Genomic DNA, 20682 nt, shown 5'->3' with positions numbered 1-20682 from the left:
TGCGGTATTGGGAGTATCGGTGGGGGCCGGCACAGTGCGCCTCGCACGCCCGCAGCACGGTGGTCCCCACGGCTTCGTCCCCCCGTATTCGTTCGAGCTGCACACCATTTCGATGCCGGAGCACCAGGCCGAGGAATCGGCCGCCGACGCGATCGCCGCGACGCTGGCCGCGGCTCCCGAGGTCGCGGCCACCACGGTGACCTTCCGCAGCGAACCGCAGGCCAGGGCCATCCGGGCCGCGATGGCGCGGCGTCAGCTCACCAACTATCAGCTGGTTCCCGAAGCGGTCGCCGCCGTGCATTTCGCGCACGCGACCACCGATATGCGCGAGGTCTCCGCGCTGGCGGTCTACGACCTGGGCAGTTCGGGGCTGACGGTGAGCGTGGTCAACGCCCGCACCAGCGACGTCTACCAGTGCGAGCGGATCAGCGACATCAGCGGCGACTACCTGGATTCGCTGATCCGGGAGCAGCAGATCGCCTCGGGCCGTATCGCGCATCCGGCCGACCCGGTGGGCTTGGCCGAGCTGGACGCGCTGTGCCGGGCGGCCAAGGAGCAGTTGTCGAGCACGAACGCGGTCGCGCTGCCCAGTGAGCAGGGCCTGGTGCTGCTCACCCAGGAGAACTTCGAAGCGCTGATGATGCTGGCGATCGAGTCGTCGGCGCGGATGACGCGCGATGTCATCATCCGCGCGCAGCATCCGGTGCAGGCGATCATGGTGATCGGCGGTGGCGCCCGGATCCCGTTGATCGCCCGGGTGCTGGAACGCACGATCGGCGTGCCGGTGATCGTGCCCGCCGAGCCGGAGACCGCGCTGGCCCGTGGTGCCGCGCTGCTCGCGCGGCCCGCGCAGGTCCAGCAGGCGCCTGCCGGTCCCCCGCCCGCCCCGATGACCGAGATCGACGACGCGACCCCGGCATGGCTGACCGCGCCCGCGCGCCGTCGCCGACCGCTGAGCTCGCTGACCAGCCGCAACGGCCACAACCGCCGGGAGCTGAACGCCGCGGTGCTGACGGTGAGTTCCCTGGTGGTGGTCGCCGCGATCGGCCTCGGGCTCGGGTACGGCCCCGAGGTGCTCGAACGCGGCAATTCCAGTGACGGCTCCCAGGCCGTGCCCGAGTCGAGCGCGCCGCGTCCGACCCTGGCGGGCCCGTCCTCGGCGCCCGCGACGACCACCGACGCCGTGCACGCGACGGTGGCCGCGCCGCCGGTGATCCAGCAGAACTCGCAACCGACCACCTCGGCGCCGCCGTCGCAGGGCCCCAACACCATCACCGTGGTGCCGGGCCTGCCACCGATCGTCGTCCCGACGTTGCCGCCGGTGGTGTTGCCCGGCTTCCCGCCGCCGGGGCAGTAGCGCTCAGTTCCTGGCGTGCCGGGCCCGCTGCGGCGGCGCGGCGACCGGCTTGGCGCCGAAGGGCCGGGCCAGCAGCACCGCGATGAGGGTGGTCAGCGGCACCGACAGGGCCAGCGCGATACCGCCGACCGCCGACCGCGCGATCTCGATGGCGACGGCGTCGCCGGTGAGCACGTCGGTGATGGACCGCCCGGCGATGCTGAACAGCAGCAGCAGCGGCAGCGCGCCACCGGCGTAGGCGAGCACCAGGGTGTAGACGGTGCTGGCGATGTGGTCGCGCCCGACCCGCATGGCCGCGGTGAAGATCTCCCCGCGAGACGCGTCTTCGTCGAGCGCGGCGAGCTCGAACGCCGCCGAGGCCTGGGTGATGGTGACGTCGTTGAGCACACCGAGCGAGCCGATGATGAAGCCGGCCAGCAGCAGCCCGGTGATGCTGACGTGCTGGATATAGGTGGCCACGTTGGTGTTCTGTTCTTCGGACAGGCCGGTGAGGTTGGTGATCTCGAGCGCCACCCAGGACAGCAACGCCGCGACGAGCATCGAGGCGAGCGTGCCGAGCAGCGCGGAACTGGTCCGCAGATTCACCCCGTGCGCGAGGTAGAGCACCACGTAGAGGATCAGCGCGCCCGAGACCAGCGCGACCGGAATCGCGGGCTTGCCGTCGAGCAGCGCGGGCAGCAGGAACATGACGACGACGGCGAACGCGAATACCAGGCCGAGCAGTGCCCGGAACCCCCGCCACCGCGCGACCACACAGATGACGATGACGAACGCGAGCACGATCACCAGCAGCGGCAGCCCGCGCGAGTAGTCCTCGAACGCGTACATGGTCGTGCCGCTGGGGTCGGCCGCGCGCACGATCCGGATCTCGTCGCCGGCGCGCAGGTCGGGTTGCCCGGGGCCCGGCGCGATTTCGAACAGCGTCTTCTTGCCCTCGTCGGGCCCGGAGCGGATGTCGATCACGCTGCGCTGACAGGTGTAGGAGGCGGCACGCGGCTCGATCGGCTGCCCCGTGAACACCTTCCCGTTCGACGGGCTACCGCACGGCCCGATGTCCTGTAGCACGACGGTCCCGGCCTCGGTGTGCACCGCGCCACCCGACACGGTCTGCATCGGCAACGGAATCTCGACATGCTGCGCGCTCGGCCACAAGATCGCGGTCGCAACCAGCACGATCACCCCGATCACCCCGAGCAGCCCCACCACGACCTTCGCCGCGGTAGCCCCGATGGCGATGGGCCCCGAGTGATCGTGGTGATGGTGATGATGATGATCGCTCACCGGCAAAGCTTAAAGGATGTCGTTTTCAAGAACGACTCGCAGACAAAAGCCTCCCCGCGCCTTGGTCTGGCCAAAGTTCGCGGGGAGGCGGGCTGTTTGTGGGGGCGGCGGAGAGCAGGGGGATGTCTCCGCCGCCCGCAGGCAGGCGCCCAGGGGGGTAGGCGCGCTTACCTGAGGCTCTCGGTTGTCCAGGGGGGGTAGACAACCGGGCCGGGCGCCGAAGCGCCGAGGACTACTGTACACAAAAGTTGGACTTTTGCACTAGTAGCTCTTCAAAAACTGCAAGATTCCGAACCCGGAGTCTGTTTTGGTCAATCTATACGGATGACCAGGTTGCCCAGGCCCCGCGAACTCACTGGTCACAGCCTCGCGGGGTGAGGACTCACTGACGGTAACTGGCGAGGAAATTGCCGAACCGCTCGATCGCCACCGCCAGATCCCGCGCCCACGGCAGGGTCACGATCCGCAGGTGATCGGTGTCGGGCCAATTGAACCCGGTGCCCTGCACCATCAGGATCTTCTCCTGCAACAACAGATCGAGCACGAGCTTCCCGTCGTCGTGGATCTCGTGCACGTTCGGATCCAGACGCGGGAACGCGTACAGCGCGCCGCGCGGCTTCACACACGACACACCGGGGATCATGTTGAGCCGCTCCCAGGCCACGTCGCGCTGCTCGAGCAGCCGCCCACCGGGCAGGATCAGGTCCTCGATGCTCTGGTGGCCGCCGAGCGCCACCTGGATCGCGTGCTGGGCGGGCACGTTCGGGCACAGTCGGGACGAAGCGAGCAGGTCGATGCCCTCGAGGAAGCCGGCCGCGTGCTCCTTGGGCCCGGTGATGGCCAGCCAGCCGGACCGATACCCGGCCACCCGGTACGCCTTGGACAGGCCGTTGAACGTCAGGCACAGCAGATCGGGCGCGAGCGAGGCCAGCGAGATGTGCTTGGCGTCGTCGTAGAGGATCTTGTCGTAGATCTCGTCGGCCAGCAGCAGCAGGCGATGCTTGCGCGCCAGGTCGACGATCTGCTGCAGCACCTCCGCCGAGTACACCGCCCCCGTCGGGTTGTTCGGGTTGATCACCAGCAGGGCCTTGGTCTTGTCGGTGATCTTCGATTCGATATCGGCGATATCGGGCTGCCAGCCGTTGGCCTCGTCGCACAGGTAGTGCACCGGGGTACCACCGGCCAGGCTGGTCATGGCCGTCCACAGCGGGTAGTCGGGCGCCGGGATCAGCACCTCGTCGCCGTTGTCGAGCAGCGCCTGCATGGTGACGGTGATCAGCTCGGAGACGCCGTTGCCCAGGTAGACGTCGTCGACGTCGAGCTCGGGGAAACCGGGCACCAGCTCGTAGCGGGTGACGATCGCGCGCCGGGCCGACAGGATGCCCTTGGACTCGGAATACCCCTGCGCGTACGGCAGCGCCGCGATCATGTCGCGCATGATCACATCGGGCGCTTCGAACCCGAACGGGGCCGGATTGCCGATGTTCAGCTTGAGGATGCGGTGGCCCTCGGCCTCCAAACGCGCCGCGTGTGCGTGTACCGGCCCACGGATCTCGTAGACCACGTCCTGCAGTTTCTTCGACTGCTCGAGAACGCGCGGCGGCACATGCGGCGATTGAGGACTCACCCGACCAATGGTGCCATCCGCCCTCATCTGCCTGGTGGCAGGCCCGCGGCGGCGGTGGCGCCGCAGAATTCCTCGATCCGCTCGTCGAGCTGGCGGGCCTCGAAGGCGTCGCGATAGGCGGGCGCGGCGATCCGCCGCCGCACCCCGGTCAACCGCTCGCCGAGCTGGGCGATGCGGCGATCCTCGGGCAACCCCAGCACCGGGCGCAGGGCGTCGGCGGCGCCGTCGATACTGCCGTTGATGAGGTGGGCCGCGGCGTTGTCGACCCGCGCCAGCGATTCGGCGCCGTAGGAGCGCTGCAGGGCGGGTCCGCTGGAGTACAGGGTGATGGCCCGTTCGGTGGCGGCCAGCGCCTGTTCGGCCCGACCGAGCTGGATGCAGGTGGCGCCCGCGTAGTACGCGGCCTTCGGCGCGCCGAAGCCGAACACGCCGCCGATCTCGTCGTGCAGCTCGTCGCGCCGGTCGCTCACCACCGCCTCGGCGGCGCGCAGGCAGCGGTCGGTCTCGGTGTCGCTGCCCAGCCGCGCCCACACCCTGGCCTCGATGTTGAGCAGCCGGACCCGAGCCAGGCCCTGCCCGGCGAATTCCTGTCCGCTGCGCGCCAATTGGACCGCGTTGCGCGGCCGATCCGACCAGTTCTCGATCAGCGCGTGCATGCCGCGGGTCCACGCGCGTAAGCCGTTGTGGCCGCTGAGTTCGGCGTATGCCCAAGCGGCCCTGATCTGTTCGCCCGCGGCGTCGAGGTACCCCAGGTCGGTGCTGGCGTTGGCCATCAGCCCCGACAGGGTGCCGGCGAGCAGGTAGAGATGACTGGTGTCGCCGGGCTTCTGCTGCCCGTCGAGTAGTCGGTACACCCGCCGCCGCACCCGCAGCATCTCGACCATCATGGGCGCAGGCGCGGCGTGCACGTATTCGTTGGCGATGCGCCGGACGTCGGCGTCGAGCTGGGCCAGCGTCGTCGCGCCGACATTCGTGCTCTCCGCGGCAGCCGCGTGCTCGCTCGCCTCGTGCGCAGCCGCCATGATCAACTCCCTCTCCGACATCACCTCGGGCACAGCGCCTTTGATCGCACCGGCGTCGACGAAAGCGAGCAGGTCGGCGTCGGCGCCGGTGGGCGCCAAAAGGGTAGAGAAACGTGCGCGGACCACGTCGTCGGACCGGGCCAGCGACGTGTCGAGCGCGGCTTGGTTCACCGGCCGTGGGCGCACGCGTGCGCCACCGGCCTCCCACTTCGAGACCAGTCGTTCATGCACGCCGAGATGAGCCGCGAACTCCCGGATGCTCATTCGTTTGGCATCGCGAAGAGCTCTGGCCTCTCTGCCTGTCCACTCCCCGACCACGGCGTCACCTCATCCGATGGACTACTGCTCCCAGAGTACGAGTGCGACAGTGAGACACGCCACATCTTCACGGAATCGGTTGCCTGAGGCAGTGAAAGGGCGGTGCGGGGCAGTGGTCGCGCGCACGCGCAGGGACCATCCTGGAAGGGTGGAAGCCAGAACTGTCGACGACTGGGTGTCTTGCTACCAGCGCGAATTCGGGCTACCCGTTCGCGAGCGTGGTGGCTTCGTGATGCTGCCGATCACCGATCGGCTCTGCGTGGTGCACCTGCCGACCACGCGCGCCGAGTCGGTGCTCGAGACCTTACGGGAGCAACGCCGGGCCGGTCCGGTGCTGGCCCGGCAGATCCGCTGGAGCCTGCTCACCGAACCCGATGCCCGGCCGCCCGCCGAGGTGGTCACCGAGCTGGCCGGCCTCGACATCGATATCCCAGGCATCGGCAGCGCGGTCATGCTGCCGACCAGCCTGGGCCGGTGGAGCCGCGAGGGCTGTCACTGGGTGCGTCCGCCCAGCCGCGACGACGTGCTGCCGCCGCTGTCGCTGGTGCTGCACCTCGCCCTGTCGGTGACCCCTCAGCGGGTCTCGACGGCGTTGAGCGAGGCGGGCGGCAACGGGAAGTTGAGATACGACCGCGACGGCGTCGGCCCACGCTGCCCCTGATACTTCGAGCCGGCCGCGGCGCTGCCGTACGGGTGCTCGGCCGGGCTGCTCAGCCGGATCAGGCACAGCTGCCCGATCTTCATGCCCGGCCACAGCGTGATCGGCAGGTTCGCCACGTTCGACAGCTCCAGGGTGATGTGCCCGCTGAACCCCGGGTCGATGAACCCCGCCGTCGAGTGGGTGAGCAGCCCGAGCCTGCCCAGGCTCGACTTGCCTTCCAGGCGTCCGGCCAGGTCGTCGGGCAGCGAGCACACCTCGAGCGTGGACCCGAGCACGAACTCGCCCGGATGCAGCACGAACGGCTCGCCCGGCTTGGGCTCGACCAGGCTGGTCAGCTCGTCCTGCTGCATGGCCGGGTCGATGTGGGTGTAGCGACTGTTGTCGAACACCCGGAACAACCCGTCCAGGCGCACGTCGATGCTCGACGGCTGCACCATCGAATCCAGCATCGGTTCGACACCGAGACGCCCAGCGGCGATCTCGGCCCGGATGTCACGATCGGAGAGCAGCACGCGCCCAGTCTAAGCAGCCTGATGCCGCAGGTAGACCGCCCCCACCCTCTTGGGCAGGACCAACGGGAGCCGATGGCCCCGGCGAATCGCCGACGTCGCCGAGGCCACCGGCCGGTATCCGCCGGAAAGCTACGGCGTCGGCTGGACGATGCCGCCCGGCCCGCTCGGCGGCGCCTGTGTCGTCGGGTTGACGAGGTCACCCGGTCCCATCGGCGGCGGCGTGGTGGTCGGGTTGACGATGTCGCCGGGCCCGGTCAGCGGCGCCGGACTGGTGGTCTCGACCGGCGGCGGGGCGGTCTCGCCGCCCCCGTCCGGCCCGGCGCCGTGATTCGGATTGGTGCAGATCGTGCCCTCACACGGCACCCAGGTCCCGTCCCCGTTCGGGTTGGGCATCATGCCCGGCGGCGTCGTGGCCGGGTGCTGATGCCCCGGGTCACCGTGGCCGGGGTCGTGCTCGGCCGACCCGGTGGTCGTCGTCGCCTTCGCGCTGGTGGTCGTGGCCTTGCTGGTGGTGGTCCCGGTCTCGGACCCGGAGTCGTCGGAGCAGCCCGCCCCGAGCACGGCCAGCGCCGCGATCACCGATACGAACAGAACCCGCTTCATTCAGTCAGCCTTTCGTCGTCCCGGCCCACCCGACCCGGCGACACCGAGCCGAAACCTCGAACCGGAGAACCTGTTACGCCGCACCCCGCGGCAAGACCGACCCCGCACGCAACGCTGACCCACTGTGCGGACCCGTCGACGCACTGTAGAACGCGACCCCACCCACCCGACCCGTATTCACCCCACCACCCGTCAACACCGGTCGACACCCACCCACCCGAACCGGCCCGAACAAAGAGTTGACCGGCACACGAGCCGGTCTGATAGAGTCGCGAACGCGCTCGATGAACGCACGCCGATGTAGTTCAATGGTAGAACTTCTGCTTCCCAAGCAGACAGCGCGGGTTCGATTCCCGTCATCGGCTCAAAGACAAATCCCCCAGGTCATCCTGGGGGATTTGTTGTTTCTGCCGGTCTGGCCGAGGTGCTCCCAAGGGGCCGTCGTGCCACACACGTGCCACTTAGGCACTGGAACGTCCGTCGCGGTAGTCCTTGGCCATCTGCGAAGGATCGCTGGCAATGCGACGTTCGGCGTCACCAGTTGCCCACTGGTAGATCAGCGCGGCCCGCATATCGTCGTGGCCCATACGGGCCATCGGATCCTTGGTCGACATCCCGACTTCGAGGCCCACAGGTTCGCGGTATGCCGCAAGTCGTGGATGTGGATGCCGGCAAGCCCGACCGACCTGGTGGCCGTCTTCCAGTTCACGTTCTTGGTGAAGTTGGACCGTCGCAACGGATTCCCCCTCAGACCGGTGAACACGTAGGAATCGGGCCGGTTGTCGACGTACTTCTCGAGGTGAGCCAGGATGTCGGGCCGGATCGCTTCTGGGACCGTCAACGTTCGGACACCTGCCCGCGACTTCGGGCGAGACACCACCAGTCCGAGCCCGGCGACCTCGACCATCGCCTTGCCGGCTCGCACACTCTCCGCGCCGTCAGTGATGTCGGCCCGGGTCAGCGTGGATGCCTCGCCCCATTGCAGCGACAGGAACGAGGTCAGCAGGATTACCACCCGATACCGCTCCGGGATCGCATGGGCGAGCGCGAACACCTGGGCCACGGACAACACCGGACGTTCTGGCCTGTCCTCCTTGTCGGCGTCCTTCACGCAGAACGGATTACGCGCAATGATGTTGTCCTCATCCACGGCGGGTGTTCAACGCCGCTCGGACCAGCCGGTACGCCTTCGCTGTCGTGATCTCCGAGGCACCGGCGTCGAGCCGTTCGGATCGCCATTGCCGAACCATCGGCGTGGTGAGCGTGCCGAGCTGGGTACCACCCATCGCCGTACGACGACCAAGCCGCGGATTGCTGAACGGAATTTCCGAGCCCGATTCTGCCGGCGTATCCCCCGATCGACTGCCACCAGCTCACCGACTCTCAGGGTGCTGCCGCACGAGCTCCGCTCGATTGCCTCGTAAGGCCCCGACTACCGGACCGCGTAGACGGTCACCACACCGTCACTAGTCCACCCGGAATCCGCGGCATGGGTCCCGATCACCAAGCCGCTCCCCAGGTGCACCGAATTGCTGAACGGAATCCTCGGTAGTTGGGCGACAGGCGCAGGTGTCGGTGCAGTGCTGGGCACGACGTGATCCGTACCCGGCTTGCCTCCCGCCATCGATCCCGAATCAGCCGCCACTGCGACTAGTACAGCGGCGGTGGTACAGCCCCTATCAGCTACCGATCAGCGGTAGATGGCGATCGGCTCCAGCCAAACAGCTGGCCCTTGCACCTCTCCGTCATATTTGCTAACAGGAAGCTCGAATGCAGCTGCCGGGTCTACGAAGCTTTGAAGCATCTCGCGAATTGTATCTCTCTCGACTGTGGTGACCGGAGCGCCAGAGACCAGACGCATCATAGGGAACCAGTCGCCCTCGTTTACTATTTTCTGAACTTGAGCAACTACCGTGTAGTAGCCGGTGACTGAACTCAAGTCGCCGACAATCCATTCCTCGCTCACGCGCATTCCTACCGTGGGACCCGCGTCCCCCTCGGGTATAGCGAGGAGTCCGACATATTCGTTCCCTTCGCCGCCTACAAACATCTTCATCAGTCGCGCCGTGTCTTTTGTGGACTTGAGCTCCGGCCCCTTCTGAGAAAAGGGATGGCCCTGCTCGGCAGCCTTCTCCGCAAACCATTGAAACATCCCCACCAGGCCATACATAGACAGAATCTCAAGCTCAGCGCGCAACACGACAGTGTCGCCCGGTTGCACATCGACGAGCGCCCCTTCCCCCCATCCCTCGAAGATCCCTAGCGCTTTTTGCTGCTCCAGCAGGTCGTACCAGGAGTGAAAAATAGAGAAGCGGGTCCGGGTCCGGGTCATCTCTTCCTCAAGACTCGAGGAGCCTTTCTTCAACCCCTCAGCCTTCGCCCCAAGGGGCCCCACGCCCAGATTCGCACCCAACGAACCACCGCCTTCTCGGGCGACAACAGCCTTGGATATAACCTCGTCCACCTTTCCAGCTTCCAACGCGGAAAGCGAGTTCACGACAATTTCGTCATTGAGGTAGAAGAAACTTTTGTGCAAAGATTTCGAAGGTTTCCGGTAGATTGCCATGGATCAGAGGATATCAGCGAAATAGCCGATTGGACGTCCTTCGGTGAATTCCCCGAGCAGGCCTACTAGTTACCTACCGGTTAGTTTGCGCGACCTTCAGTCGCGGCCTGGTTAGACGTTGCCGGACAGAAACGGTTCCGTCGAGTTTCGTAGCGACCTACGGGCTTGGCTAAGGCCGGATCGCATCCGTCGAGAAGCCGGTGAATAATCGAACACATGCGCGAATCGTCGCACCGGCTCTATCTGCGCAATGGGCGCTGGACTGAACCGGCTCCGGACCCACGGAAGCATTTCACCACTTCACGGAGGGGTACGGACGTCGGCAGATCGCCAGCGGACACGAGCTCTTCTACTGGTATTGAAAAGTCTGGGCCCCGCCGTCCATCTGGGCGCCTTCCCGCGCGAGACACACAGAGCCCGAATCGGCCGACACCAACCGCGGTGGGCCAGATCGATGCTGGTCATGTAGTCGGTCTACGGACCAGCTTGTACTGGTGCCTTCTTCGCCAATCGAGCGGCCCGCTGCCGATCCACTCTTGCTGGCCCTTGGTAGATCTCTTCGAGGATCTCGCTCATGAAGTTCAGGACGTCGTCGGCTTCGTCCTTCTCGATCGTCGTGGCGAAGTCGCCATGAGCCATGTCGTTACCCATGTACCGGATTTCGTGAGCGGCGTCCTTGGTGTGCGGTCGAATCCGACCTGCGGCTTGCATCGCGTCGATCTTGTCGGCAAGGGTTCCCTTGGTGAATCCCTTGTCTTTCGCTGTGGCTTCAACAACGGCCCGGGCGAGGATCACAGCCGCCCGGTAGTGCTCCACACTGAAGCATCCGGTTGCCTCTCCGGCTGCGGCACCGATCTGGATCGGCACATCCGGAAAAGCCTTGCTCATTGCCTGTTTCGGATACCACTCGATAGAAGCTGCAGCCTTGGCCGTATCAAAGTAGGGCGGCTGTATACCTGAGCCTTCCAGCGTCCCGATGACACCCCATTGGCATGATGCGCACCGGAAGACGGCGAAGTTCAGATAGACGCCCTGCGCGTCGCGCACCAGCCAGTGCGTATCGAGGCGATCCATGTGGGCGACTGCGCCGCACTTCCAACAGACGCGATTTGCCATGCCGCACACCGTACTCCCGGTCGACGCCGAGTGGAATCAGTTGTCATCGAGATGCTCGCCGTGCCACACACGTGTCATAAACCAGCGTCAACAGAGGCAAATCTGGTACACGGCGCGCAACCGCCATCCCAGGTCAGACCATCATTCCCGACTATTCGCCTACTTCGCATGCAGACAGCGCGGGTTCGATTCCCGTCATCGGCTCTTGCGGCGAAGGCCCCGGATCATCTGATCCGGGGCCTTCGTCGTCGTCGGTGTGGTCAGCCCGTGTGCAGGGTGCGGAACTTGCTGCCGTGGAAGACCAGTGGGTCGAGGTCTTCGCGGGCGGCGACGCGGTTGACGCGCAGGAGGACGACGAGGTGGTCGCCCGCGGGGACGTGGGTTTCCGGGACGCCTTCGATCCACGCGGTGGCGCCGTCGATGAAGACCGCTTCGCCGGTGCCGCGGTGCAGGGCGGTCCCGCGGAAGCGGTCGCCGTTGCGGGCGCCGAGGGCCTTGGCCGCCGCCTGCTGGTCGGTGCCGAGCAGGCTGAGGCCGAGGTGGCCGGCAGCGGCCAGTTTCGGCCAGGTCGAGGAGGAGTTCTGCACGCAGAACGAGACCAGCGGCGGGTCGAGGGAGACCGGCACGAAGGTGCTCACCGCCAGACCGTGCGGGGTGCCGTCGATCTCCGCGCACACCGCGACGACCCCGCTGGGGAAGTTGGCGAAGGCGCGGCGCAAGCCGCTGCCGTCGGCGGGAAAGTCCAAGAGCTCACGCATGATTCGTTGCCTCCACCGGCTGTTCGATCAGTGCCGCGACGACAGGCGCCCAGCGCTGGGCGTAGGCCTCGATGACGCCGTCCTCGGCGAAGCTACGATCGGCGAGATACAGCCCCGGCAGCGCCGCGGTCCCGCCGATTTCCACCAGGACCGGCTTGAGCAGCAGATCCGGGGCGAGCGCGTGGGCGGGCCCCGCGCCGAGCATCACCGGCACGGTGATCACCCCGGCCAGCCCGGTGCCGCCGTCGAACTGCTCGAGGAACAGTTTCAGCAGCCCGGTGTAGGTGGCCTTGAAGGTCGGACTGGCGAAGACGACCAGCTCCGAGGCGGCCACGGCGCGCGCGGCCGCGGCGACCTCGGGATCACCCCAGCCGAGCAGGCCGGGCCCGAGGGTCACGAGATCGATCACGTCCGGCTCGACGCCGGGGCGCAACGCCTCGGCGACCCGGACGGCCGCGGCCGAGGTGCGAGACGCCGGTTTCGGATTGCCGACGACGACGGTCACTGTCACTGGATTTTCCTCACTCTGCCATTCGTCCGTGCTCAGATGACGCCGTGCAGCGGCGGCGGCCGGTCCTGCAGCACCGCCCTGCCGATGTGCTGGTATTTCCAGCGCACCGGGTCGTGCAGAGTGTGGGTGCGCGCGTTGCGCCAGAAGCGATCGAGCCGATGCCCGGCCGCGGCGCTGCGCGTCCCGCCCACTTCGAATATCGCCGCCGACACCTCGTTCGCAGCGCGGTCGGCGAGGATCTTGGCGGTCGCGACCGCGATCGATGCCCGCGCGGCGTCGTCCTGGTGCTCGCCGCGGATCGCCCCGTCGACCGCCGCACCGGCGACGACCAGCGCGGATTCCGCCGCCGCCACCGACACGGCCAGCTCGCCGAAGCGCTGCACCACCAGCGGATCGTCGATCGCTCGGTCGACCTCGGCTTCGAACCACGGCCTGCTCCGCGTGCGCACGAACTCGGCGGCGGCTTCCAGCGCGCCCCGCGCGATGCCCGCGTCGATCGCGGCATGCAGCAGCTGGGCGAAGGCGCCGTAGCCGGTCGGCGCGTGCACCGCGGCGGCGCGGGCCACCAGCTGGTCGGCGGCCACGGTCACCGCGTCGAACTCGACGGTCCCACTGCCGGTCGTGCGCTGCCCCAGCGCGTCCCAGTCGTCGACGATGCGCACACCGGGCTCCAGTGCGGCGACGAAGGCCACGTACTCCCCTGCCGCCAGCCCCGAAACGCCGTGCGGATCATCGAGTCTGGCCAGCACGGCGAGCACATCGGCGAACAGCGACCCGGTGCAGTAGTACTTGGTGCCCTCGACCACGAACCGCCCGTCGACGGGACGCACCGTCGTGGCGATGTCGGCGACGGTGGCACCGCCCCGTTCGGACTGCGCGTTCGCGATGCGCGCGCCGGCGAGCACCCGCCCGAAGTACTCGCGCTGCTGCGCGGGAGTTCCGGCCAGCCGCAACAGGTTCAGATACACGAAGTGGCTGTGCGGCACCTGCGCGATATTCGGATCGGCGGTCGCCAGGATCCGGAAGACCTCGGCGACCACGCTCGGCGGCAGGTCGGCGCCGCCGAAGGCCGCCGGCACCGTGATCGCCAGCAGTCCGCTGGCCGAGAGCTGGTCCAGTTCCTCGTGCGGCAGCCTGCGCGTGTGATCACGCTCGGCCGCGCCCTGCGCGAAGTCGGCGGCGAGTTCGGTGGCGATCGCCAATGCCTGTGCGGCGGTGGTGATCCGCGCGGCGGTCACCACCGTCATCAGCGTCCCGCCGCGACCGGGGTCGCGGCGGCCTCCAGCTCACGCACCAGCGGCAGGACCTTGGCGCCGAAGTACTCGATCTCCTCCTGGAAGTGCAGGAACCCGGCCAGGATGAGGTCGACGCCGAGCGCCCGGTAGGCCACGATCCGCTCCGCGATCTGCTCGGGCGTGCCGATCAGCCCGGTGCGGAACCCGTCGTTGTACTGGACCAGATCCTCGAAGGTGGAGTCGGCCCACATGCCCTTGCGGTCGGCGGTCGACGCGCCCGCCTGTTGCACGGCGTCGCGGAACCCCTGCACCGCGGGCTTGTTCGCCTTCTCGACGATCTCGCGCAGGGTGTCGCGGGCTTCCTTCTCGGTGTCGCGGGCGATGATGAAGCCGTTGAGCCCGAACTTCACCTCGCGGTCGTTGTCCCTGGCGACCGCTCGCAGATCGTCCAATTGCTCGGTGACGCCGTCGAAGTCCTTGCCGTTGGAGAAGTACCAGTCGGCGTAGCGGCCGCCGTTGCGGCGCGCCGCGGTGGAGTTGCCGCCCTGGAACAGTTCGGGATTCGGCCGTTCGGGAGTGTTGAGCGGCTTGGGTTTGAGGGTGAAATCGCGGATGCGGTAGAAGTCGCCACCGTAGTTCACCGCGTCCTCGGTCCAGATCTTGCGGATCACCTCGAGGAATTCGGCGCTGCGCCGGTATCTTTCGTCGTGCTCGAGCCACGGCTCGCCCAGCGCCTGGAACTCACCGGCGAACCAGCCGGACACGACGTTGATCGCGAACCGCCCACCGGAGAGATGGTCGGCCGTCGCGCCGAACTTGGCCAGCACGGCCGGATGCCACAGTCCGGGATGGACCGCGGCGATCACCTTCAGCCGCTCGGTCGCCCCGAGCAGCGCGAGGCTGAACGAGGTCGACTCGTGCTGGTACTCCGCGCCATAGGAGGCGGTGTAGCGGACCTGCGAGAGCGCGTACTCGAACCCGTTGCGCTCCGCCGTCTGGGCGAGCTTCTTGTTGTATTCGAAGTCCCAGCCGGTGCGCTGCTCGATATCGCTGGTCACCAGCCCCCCGCTGACGTTGGGGACCCAGTAGGCGAACGAGACCTGGTCGGCGATTCTCTCCGTTGTCATAGCGGCTCCTCTCGTCGGGGTTTCCAGTGCAACACCGGCGTGGAGACCCGACGAGAGTTTGAATCGCCGCGATCGATACGGCCCGCGGCTCAGCGGCCCAGGTGCACGCAGCTCTCCGCGATCTTCGACTGCGCGGCGCCCACCTTGGCCGCGTCATCCTTGCCGAGCAGCTTGGCCGGATCACCGGACTGCGCGTTGGACACCATTACCCGCAGCCCGTCCTGCGACATCCCCGAATCGAGGAAGACCTGTGCCGCGCAGTCGGCCAGCTCCGGGTTGGTCAACCCCTTGTCCTGCAGCGACTTCGACAGCTCCGCCTGGGTGACCGCGGGCGCCTCGTCGCCGCCTCCGCAAGCAGATAGCACCGGCACGGCGATCAGCGCCGCGGCGAGCAAACAGATCCGCACTCTCGAGTCCTCTCGATCGCTGCGCATCGGCCGATGCGCAGCCGTGGAGGATCATGCCGCACCGCCGCCGCGAGGGCCACACCGTCCCACCCACCCGGAACTGACTCACGAGTAAGGTGAGCCCATGGGAGACCACCTCACCGCGCGCTTCGAGAGCGACCGCGCATATATCACCTTGAATCGACCGGGCAAACACAACGGACTGACCCTGGAAATGCTCCGCGATCTCGTCGCCGCGGCGCGAAAAGTGGCCGAGCACAAAGAAACCCGGGTCGTCATTGTCAGCGGCAACGGACCGAGTTTCAGTAGCGGACTCGATATCGCGGCGGCCACCCGCGATCCATTGGCTATCGTTCGGGAATTTCTCCCGCGACCGTGGCGCGGCACGAATACTTTTCAGGAAGCCTGCTGGGCCTGGCGCCGTCTCGACGTGCCGGTGATCGCCGCGGTGCACGGCCGCTGCTACGGCGGCGGCCTGCAACTCGCACTGGCCGCCGACTTCCGCATCGCGGCGCCGACGGCGGAGTTCTCGGTGATGGAAGCCGCCCACGGCCTGATCCCGGACATGTCGGGCGCGGCGACATTGTCGCAGCTCATCGGCATAGACCAGGCCATGCTGCTGACCATGACCGCCGACCCGATCGACGCCGCCCAGGCCGCCCGGATCGGCCTCGTCACCGAGGTCGCCGAGGACCCGCAGGCCGCGGCCGCCGCCCTCGCCGACCGGATCACCGGCCGCGATCCGCGCGCGGTCGCCGCCGCCAAGCGCCTCTTCGACCGGTCCTGGCACCGAAATCCGCGCGCCACGTTCGCCGCCGAACGCGCGGCCCAGGTGCCATTGCTCCTGCGTAAGGCCCTGAATCGTAGTTAGCGACAGGCAACTGAGAATTTGTTCATGCCAACCCACGAGTCGATGTACCACACGCCACTCCGATCGACTGTTAGCATCGCTGCGATTCGCCCAACAGTCGAAATGTGGTCCGCGACACAGGTGAACCTGAAGCGGTCTCGATTTTCGGCGTGACCCGGAGGCTCCGACGACCGTGAAGAAGACCGGTTCCATCCTGCTTGCCGCGTTCGCCGGAGCGACGGCCATGCTGGTGAGCGGAGCGACGCCCGCCGTGGCGAATCCCAACGCCATCAACCCCATCCCGGTGCTCAACGGAACCAACGGCCTGCCCGCCCTGCACGGGCGCACGCAGGCCGTCTTCCAGGTCACCGGCATGGCGAGCCCGAACAACACGCAGAACTACAACGTCCTCGGCACCGACCTCGGCATCATGTGGGACAACGGCCGCGGCGAGATGCTGACCGCCTTCGGCGACACCGCGGGCATCGGCTTCCCGAACCTGCTGGCGGGCAGCACCTGGGCGTGGCGCTCGAACATCCTGGTCCGCAGCCATACCAAGGACCCCTCCGGCGGCGTCTTCTTCGACAGCGTCGTGCGCGATGTCGTCGGCCAGGCGCGCGACCTCATCCCCAGCCCGAAGATCCCGTTCCTGGAGATCAGCCGCATCCCGACGGCGGGCATCTCGGCCAACGGCGTGCAGTACCTGTCGATGATGTCGGTGAAGACCTGGGACGCCCCCGGCGAGTGGACCACCAGCTTCTCCGGCCTGGCCGCCTCCGCCGACAACGGCGAGACCTGGGCCGATCTCGGCCACACCCGGCGCCCCGACGAGGGCGGCAACGCCAACTTCCAGATGAACGCTTTCCTCAAGGACGGCGGTTTCGTCTACGAGTACGGCACCCGTTCGGGCCGCAACAACGACGCGTTCGTCGCGCGCGTGCCGGAAGCCCAGATCGAGAACCTCGGCGCCTACGAGTACTGGGACGGCAGCGGGTGGAAGCTCAACGACGTGAACGCGGCGGCCCCGATCATGGGCGGCGTCGGCGAGCTGTCGGTGATGTACAACGAGTACCTCGGCCAGTTCGTCTCGCTGACCACCGACCCGTTCAACTCCGTGGTCATGCGCCGCGCGTCCTCCCCCGAGGGCCCGTGGAGCGCGCCGGAGGTGCTGATCGACGCCCGCGAGCTCCCCACCGCCTACGCGCCGTCGATCTTCCCGTACCAGACCGGCCGCGACCTCTACTTCATGACCACCATCCACACCCAGTACAACGTCGTGTTGATGCGTACCCGGCTCTGAGACCTGGAGAGCCTGAAGACCTGGCACCATAGGTCTGGCAAGCACATGGGTAACTCACCGGGGACGGGCTGACATGACCACCGATCAACCGCCGGCCGCATCGACAGCCGGTGACGCACCTGGATCCGGCCAGACGTCGCGGGGAGGCGGATCGGCGGCGGAATGGGACGCTCGGTATGCCCAGAGTGAATTGATCTGGGGCGCACCGCCGAACAGCACGGTGGTCGAGTACGTCTACGGCCTCGATCGCCGGATCCAGCTGCGACCCGACGAACCGGGCGGCACCGCGCCCGCGCTGCCCCGCGCGCTCGACCTGGCCTGCGGCGAGGGCCGCCACGCCCTGTGGCTGGCCACGCACGGCTGGCAGATCGACGCCGTCGACTTCTCCCAGGTGGGCATCGACAAGGGCCGCACGGTCGCGGCGCGACTGTCGCGCTCGGTGCGCTCGCGGGTGAACTGGCAGTGCGCCGACATCACCGACCTGGCCGGGGCGGGGATCACCGGACCGTACGAGCTGATCCTGATGGTCTTCGTGCACCTGCCCGCCGAGCAGCGCGGCGCCCTGCTGCGTGAACTGGCAGGCATGCTCTCCCCCGGCGGCGTGCTGCTCGTGCTCGGGCACGACACCAGGAACCTGACCGACGGCTACGGCGGCCCGCAGAACCCGGCCATCCTGTTCACTCCCGACGACATCCGCGCCGAACTGGGCGCGGCGGGCGAGCACATCACCATCCGCATCGCCGACGCGGTGCTGCGGCCCACCGAGGGTCCCGACGCGATCGACGCGCTGGTCCTGGCCGAACGGGACCTGCCGGAATCAGGCGAACCGGCCGCGTAGCTGCTCGGCGAAACTCCGCGCCGAGCTCAGGTCGTCGGCGCTGGGGCGGCCCTTGTTCAGCCCGCCGACCAGTGCGAGCGGCCCCATCGTGTCGAGCCCGCGGCAGGCGAACCCGCCCACCACCTCGAAGCCCTTGTCGGTGAGCTGGTCGCCGAGATTGCGCAGGTAGGGGCGGAAACGCGGCTCGGGCAGCCCGCTGGTGGCGAAGACGAACGCCTCGCGACCCGCTCCGGCGGGCAGCGCGTCGACGAACTCGCGCAGCCGGGCGTCCAGCGCCATCCAGTACACCCCCGACCCGAAGCCGACGAGGTCGTGGTCGGCGAGGTCGGCCGCGGTGATCTCCGACGGGTCGACCACCCGCGCGTCGAGCACCGAGCCGATGGTGTCGGCGACCTTCCTGGTATTGCCGTGCGACTTGGACGTGCACACGATGAGCGCCTTCATGACTGCCCCCTGCCTCGATCGAAGCGTGCTTGCGCGAAGCAGCCTAGCGCCAGCGGGCGAACCAGGGTTCGACTGTCGCGGCGATCACGTCGAATCCGGTGCGGAACGAATGCGCCTGCTTGGGGATCACTTTCACCTCGGCGGCATCGGCGGGATCGGGCACCCCGAACGGGTCGCTGCCGCCGTTGATCACCACGACCTCGATGTCACCGGGAGCGAGCAGCTCCGCACGCCTGCTCTTGTCCGGCTTCCCTGGCGGATGCAACGGGAACGACAGCGCGATCACCCCGCGCGCGCCGACGGCGACGGCGGTGCGACACGCCACCCGCGCTCCGTTGCTGCGACCCCCCTGGACAACCGGCACCCCGGCAAACCGGGCCCGCAGCGCGGCGACGATCTCGCGCCAGGCCTCGTCCTGCTTGTCCGCCGACCCCGGCGCCCGGCGCCCGGCCACCCGGTACGGCTGCACCACCCTGGCCACCGCACCGCCCGACTCGATCGCCGAATCACGCACTGCCAGAATGTCTTTCGCGTCGACACCGCCGCCGGCGCCGTGCGTGATCACCAGCAGGAAGGCCGGGTCGGCAACCTCGTCGAGCTCGATCTCGGCGGGCCCGGAACTCGTCTCGATGCGCACACCTCACGGTAGCCCCGCCGCCGCGGCGAGCAACGTTTCGGCGCCCATGCGTGTTTTTCACGTCACATTGCTCCCCAGCCCTTTGCCGAGACGATTACTCACCGGTAATATGGTCCATAAGTTACCCGCGAGTAGCATGCGGAAAACCGGTAAGGCTACCCCGGTGGACGTCACAGGGCGGGAACGGCAGACAACCGACCGCACCAGAACTCAACGGAGAGTGAGTACTCACATGGGCCACTACAAGGCAAACGTTCGCGACCTCGAGTTCAACCTCTTCGAGGTCCTCGGCATCGACAAGCTGCTCGATGCGGGCACCTTCGGTGACCTGGACACCGACACCGTCAAGGAAATGCTCTCCGAGGTCCGTCGTCTGGCCGAGGGTCCGCTGGCCGAGTCGTTCGCCGACGCCGACCGCAACCCGCCCACCTTCGACCCGAACACCCACTCGGTCACCCTGCCCGAGTCCTTCAAGAAGTCCTACAAGGCGCTCGAAGAGGGCGAGTGGGCCAAGGTCGGCGTCGTCGAGGAGCTCGGCGGCCTGAACGCCCCGTCCGCCATCACCTGGGCCCTGTCGGAGATGGTGCTCGGCGCCAACCCGCCCATCCAGATGTACGCCGCCGGCGCGGGCTTCGCCCAGGTCTTCTTCAACAACGGCACCGACGAGCAGAAGCAGTGGGCCGCCAAGATCGCCGACCGCAACTGGGGCGCCACCATGGTGCTGACCGAGCCGGACGCCGGCTCCGACGTCGGCGCGGGCCGCACCAAGGCGATCAAGCAGGAAGACGGCTCGTGGCACATCGAGGGCGTCAAGCGCTTCATCACCTCGGGTGACTCCGACGACCTGTTCGAGAACATCATGCACCTGGTGCTGGCTCGCCCCGAGGGCGCCGGACCGGGCACCAAGGGCCTGTCGCTGTTCTACGTCCCGAAGATCCACTTCGACTTCGAGACCGAGACCTACGGTGACCGCAACGGTGTGTTCGTCACCAACGTCGAGCACAAGATGGGCATCAAGGCCTCGGCCACCTGTGAGGTCACCTTCGGCGGCCACGGCATTCCCGCCAAGGGCTGGCTGGTCGGCGAGATCCACAACGGCATCGCGCAGATGTTCGACGTCATCGAGAACGCTCGCATGATGGTCGGCACCAAGGCCATCGCGACCCTGTCGACCGGTTACCTGAACGCCCTCGAGTACGCCAAGACCCGCGTCCAGGGTGCCGACCTGACCCAGATGACCGACAAGGCCGCGCCCCGCGTGACCATCACCCACCACCCGGACGTGCGTCGTTCGCTGGCCATGCAGAAGGCCTACGCCGAGGGCCTGCGCGCGATCTACCTCTACACCGCCGCCCACCAGACCGAAGAGATCGCCGCCGCGGTCTCGGGTGCGGACAAGGACGTCGCGTTCCGCGTGAACGACCTGCTGCTGCCGATCGTCAAGGGTGTCGGCTCCGAGCGCGCCTACCAGTACCTGACCGACTCGCTGCAGACCTTCGGTGGCTCCGGCTT

21 protein-coding genes and 1 tRNA gene are annotated in these 20682 nt (G+C 67.6%); 7 read left to right on the top strand and 15 right to left on the bottom strand.

Going from position 1 to position 20682, the window contains the following annotated elements:
- Positions 1-112 precede the first annotated feature (112 nt).
- Positions 113-1357, top strand: coding sequence for an Hsp70 family protein (locus tag ATM97_RS04930; protein WP_255587069.1), 1245 nt, complete (start codon positions 113-115; stop codon positions 1355-1357).
- Positions 1358-1360: 3 nt separating this feature from the next.
- Here the strand turns inward: ATM97_RS04930 and ATM97_RS04925 are convergent, their stop codons facing one another.
- The 3 genes from ATM97_RS04925 to ATM97_RS04915 all read right to left on the bottom strand — a co-directional run bounded on the left by ATM97_RS04925 (position 1361) and on the right by ATM97_RS04915 (position 5551).
- Complete coding sequence (locus tag ATM97_RS04925; protein WP_218716736.1) at positions 1361-2638, bottom strand: YibE/F family protein; 1278 nt, start codon at positions 2636-2638, stop codon at positions 1361-1363.
- Between the two features lie 382 nt (positions 2639-3020).
- Positions 3021-4292, bottom strand: coding sequence for a pyridoxal phosphate-dependent aminotransferase (locus tag ATM97_RS04920; RefSeq protein ID WP_255587067.1), 1272 nt, complete (start codon positions 4290-4292; stop codon positions 3021-3023).
- On the bottom strand, positions 4289-5551 hold the full coding sequence (locus ATM97_RS04915; RefSeq protein WP_218716735.1) for a DNA-binding transcriptional regulator: 1263 nt from the start codon (positions 5549-5551) through the stop codon (positions 4289-4291). The genes ATM97_RS04920 and ATM97_RS04915 overlap by 4 nt, the downstream gene beginning before the upstream one ends.
- Before the next feature lie 202 nt (positions 5552-5753).
- Between ATM97_RS04915 and ATM97_RS04910 the strand changes: the two genes are divergently transcribed.
- Complete coding sequence (locus ATM97_RS04910; RefSeq protein WP_308248375.1) at positions 5754-6266, top strand: hypothetical protein; 513 nt, start codon at positions 5754-5756, stop codon at positions 6264-6266.
- Here ATM97_RS04910 and dcd read toward each other — a convergent pair.
- Together dcd and ATM97_RS04900 are read right to left on the bottom strand one after the other, a co-directional pair.
- Positions 6179-6778: a dCTP deaminase gene (gene dcd, locus ATM97_RS04905; RefSeq protein WP_218716734.1), complete on the bottom strand. Its 600-nt coding sequence runs from the start codon at positions 6776-6778 to the stop codon at positions 6179-6181. The genes ATM97_RS04910 and dcd overlap by 88 nt on opposite strands.
- Before the next feature lie 129 nt (positions 6779-6907).
- Positions 6908-7381: a hypothetical protein gene (locus tag ATM97_RS04900; protein ID WP_218716753.1), complete on the bottom strand. Its 474-nt coding sequence runs from the start codon at positions 7379-7381 to the stop codon at positions 6908-6910.
- A 294-nt stretch (positions 7382-7675) separates the two neighbouring features.
- On the opposite strand from ATM97_RS04900, the gene ATM97_RS04895 reads away from it, so the two are divergent.
- Positions 7676-7746 (top strand) — tRNA-Gly (locus tag ATM97_RS04895).
- Between the two features lie 191 nt (positions 7747-7937).
- On the opposite strand, the gene ATM97_RS04890 is transcribed toward ATM97_RS04895, so the two are convergent.
- From ATM97_RS04890 to ATM97_RS04855, 8 genes are all read right to left on the bottom strand, one after another.
- Positions 7938-8531, bottom strand: a complete 594-nt coding sequence (locus ATM97_RS04890; RefSeq protein WP_218716733.1) for a hypothetical protein — start codon at positions 8529-8531, stop codon at positions 7938-7940.
- Between the two features lie 540 nt (positions 8532-9071).
- Complete coding sequence (locus ATM97_RS04885) at positions 9072-9947, bottom strand: hypothetical protein (RefSeq protein ID WP_218716732.1); 876 nt, start codon at positions 9945-9947, stop codon at positions 9072-9074.
- A 474-nt stretch (positions 9948-10421) separates the two neighbouring features.
- Positions 10422-11063 (bottom strand): DUF4145 domain-containing protein, encoded by a 642-nt coding sequence (locus tag ATM97_RS34195; protein ID WP_255587065.1) that lies wholly within the window; start codon positions 11061-11063, stop codon positions 10422-10424.
- Between the two features lie 260 nt (positions 11064-11323).
- The gene (locus tag ATM97_RS04875; RefSeq protein ID WP_218716731.1) at positions 11324-11821 is read right to left on the bottom strand and encodes a flavin reductase family protein; all 498 of its coding nucleotides are present in this window, start codon (positions 11819-11821) and stop codon (positions 11324-11326) included.
- Positions 11814-12332, bottom strand: coding sequence for an NADPH-dependent FMN reductase (locus tag ATM97_RS04870; RefSeq protein WP_218716730.1), 519 nt, complete (start codon positions 12330-12332; stop codon positions 11814-11816). Before ATM97_RS04870 ends, ATM97_RS04875 begins: the two co-directional genes overlap by 8 nt.
- A 32-nt stretch (positions 12333-12364) precedes the next feature.
- Positions 12365-13579, bottom strand: coding sequence for an SfnB family sulfur acquisition oxidoreductase (locus ATM97_RS04865; protein WP_218716729.1), 1215 nt, complete (start codon positions 13577-13579; stop codon positions 12365-12367).
- The gene (gene sfnG / locus ATM97_RS04860) at positions 13579-14694 is read right to left on the bottom strand and encodes a dimethylsulfone monooxygenase SfnG (RefSeq protein WP_218716728.1); all 1116 of its coding nucleotides are present in this window, start codon (positions 14692-14694) and stop codon (positions 13579-13581) included. The genes ATM97_RS04865 and sfnG overlap by 1 nt, the downstream gene beginning before the upstream one ends.
- A gap of 89 nt (positions 14695-14783) precedes the next feature.
- The gene (locus tag ATM97_RS04855; protein ID WP_218716727.1) at positions 14784-15101 is read right to left on the bottom strand and encodes a hypothetical protein; all 318 of its coding nucleotides are present in this window, start codon (positions 15099-15101) and stop codon (positions 14784-14786) included.
- Between the two features lie 124 nt (positions 15102-15225).
- Here ATM97_RS04855 and ATM97_RS04850 point away from each other — a divergent pair, with 124 nt between their 5' ends.
- The 3 genes from ATM97_RS04850 to ATM97_RS04840 all read left to right on the top strand — a co-directional run bounded on the left by ATM97_RS04850 (position 15226) and on the right by ATM97_RS04840 (position 18089).
- Positions 15226-15972: a crotonase/enoyl-CoA hydratase family protein gene (locus tag ATM97_RS04850; protein WP_218716726.1), complete on the top strand. Its 747-nt coding sequence runs from the start codon at positions 15226-15228 to the stop codon at positions 15970-15972.
- A gap of 172 nt (positions 15973-16144) precedes the next feature.
- Complete coding sequence (locus ATM97_RS04845; RefSeq protein WP_218716725.1) at positions 16145-17251, top strand: DUF4185 domain-containing protein; 1107 nt, start codon at positions 16145-16147, stop codon at positions 17249-17251.
- A 190-nt stretch (positions 17252-17441) separates the two neighbouring features.
- Entirely contained in the window at positions 17442-18089 is a 648-nt protein-coding gene (locus tag ATM97_RS04840; protein ID WP_255587063.1) for a bifunctional 2-polyprenyl-6-hydroxyphenol methylase/3-demethylubiquinol 3-O-methyltransferase UbiG, read from the top strand.
- Here the strand turns inward: ATM97_RS04840 and ATM97_RS04835 are convergent.
- Complete coding sequence (locus tag ATM97_RS04835) at positions 18069-18533, bottom strand: flavodoxin family protein (RefSeq protein WP_218716723.1); 465 nt, start codon at positions 18531-18533, stop codon at positions 18069-18071. The two genes, ATM97_RS04840 and ATM97_RS04835, sit on opposite strands and share 21 nt — an antisense overlap.
- Positions 18534-18576: 43 nt before the next feature.
- Positions 18577-19170, bottom strand: a complete 594-nt coding sequence (locus ATM97_RS04830; protein WP_218716722.1) for an alpha/beta family hydrolase — start codon at positions 19168-19170, stop codon at positions 18577-18579.
- A 232-nt stretch (positions 19171-19402) separates the two neighbouring features.
- Here ATM97_RS04830 and ATM97_RS04825 point away from each other — a divergent pair.
- On the top strand, positions 19403-20682 hold a 1280-nt coding region (locus tag ATM97_RS04825; RefSeq protein WP_218716747.1), incomplete at its 3' end, for an acyl-CoA dehydrogenase family protein.

It is taken from the genome of Nocardia sp. MH4 (genome assembly GCF_019266065.1).
Lineage (GTDB): Bacteria > Actinomycetota > Actinomycetes > Mycobacteriales > Mycobacteriaceae > Nocardia > Nocardia canadensis.
Note: the sequence above shows the minus strand (reverse complement) of the source record. Positions and strands in the feature narration are given on the sequence as shown.

Bases quoted from the DNA above. Each gene is read 5' to 3' on its own strand.
- ATM97_RS04835 (WP_218716723.1), bottom strand. From the start codon at position 18,533: ATGAAGGCGCTCATCGTGTGCACGTCCAAGTCGCACGGCAATACCAGG.
- ATM97_RS04850 (WP_218716726.1), top strand. From the start codon at position 15,226: ATGGGAGACCACCTCACCGCGCGCTTCGAGAGCGACCGCGCATATATC.
- sfnG (WP_218716728.1), bottom strand. From the start codon at position 14,694: ATGACAACGGAGAGAATCGCCGACCAGGTCTCGTTCGCCTACTGGGTC.
- ATM97_RS04900 (WP_218716753.1), bottom strand. From the start codon at position 7,381: ATGAAGCGGGTTCTGTTCGTATCGGTGATCGCGGCGCTGGCCGTGCTC.
- ATM97_RS34195 (WP_255587065.1), bottom strand. From the start codon at position 11,063: ATGGCAAATCGCGTCTGTTGGAAGTGCGGCGCAGTCGCCCACATGGAT.
- ATM97_RS04885 (WP_218716732.1), bottom strand. From the start codon at position 9,947: ATGGCAATCTACCGGAAACCTTCGAAATCTTTGCACAAAAGTTTCTTC.
- ATM97_RS04875 (WP_218716731.1), bottom strand. From the start codon at position 11,821: ATGCGTGAGCTCTTGGACTTTCCCGCCGACGGCAGCGGCTTGCGCCGC.
- ATM97_RS04920 (WP_255587067.1), bottom strand. From the start codon at position 4,292: ATGAGGGCGGATGGCACCATTGGTCGGGTGAGTCCTCAATCGCCGCAT.
- ATM97_RS04865 (WP_218716729.1), bottom strand. From the start codon at position 13,579: ATGACGGTGGTGACCGCCGCGCGGATCACCACCGCCGCACAGGCATTG.
- ATM97_RS04930 (WP_255587069.1), top strand. From the start codon at position 113: ATGCCGGAGCACCAGGCCGAGGAATCGGCCGCCGACGCGATCGCCGCG.
- ATM97_RS04915 (WP_218716735.1), bottom strand. From the start codon at position 5,551: ATGAGCATCCGGGAGTTCGCGGCTCATCTCGGCGTGCATGAACGACTG.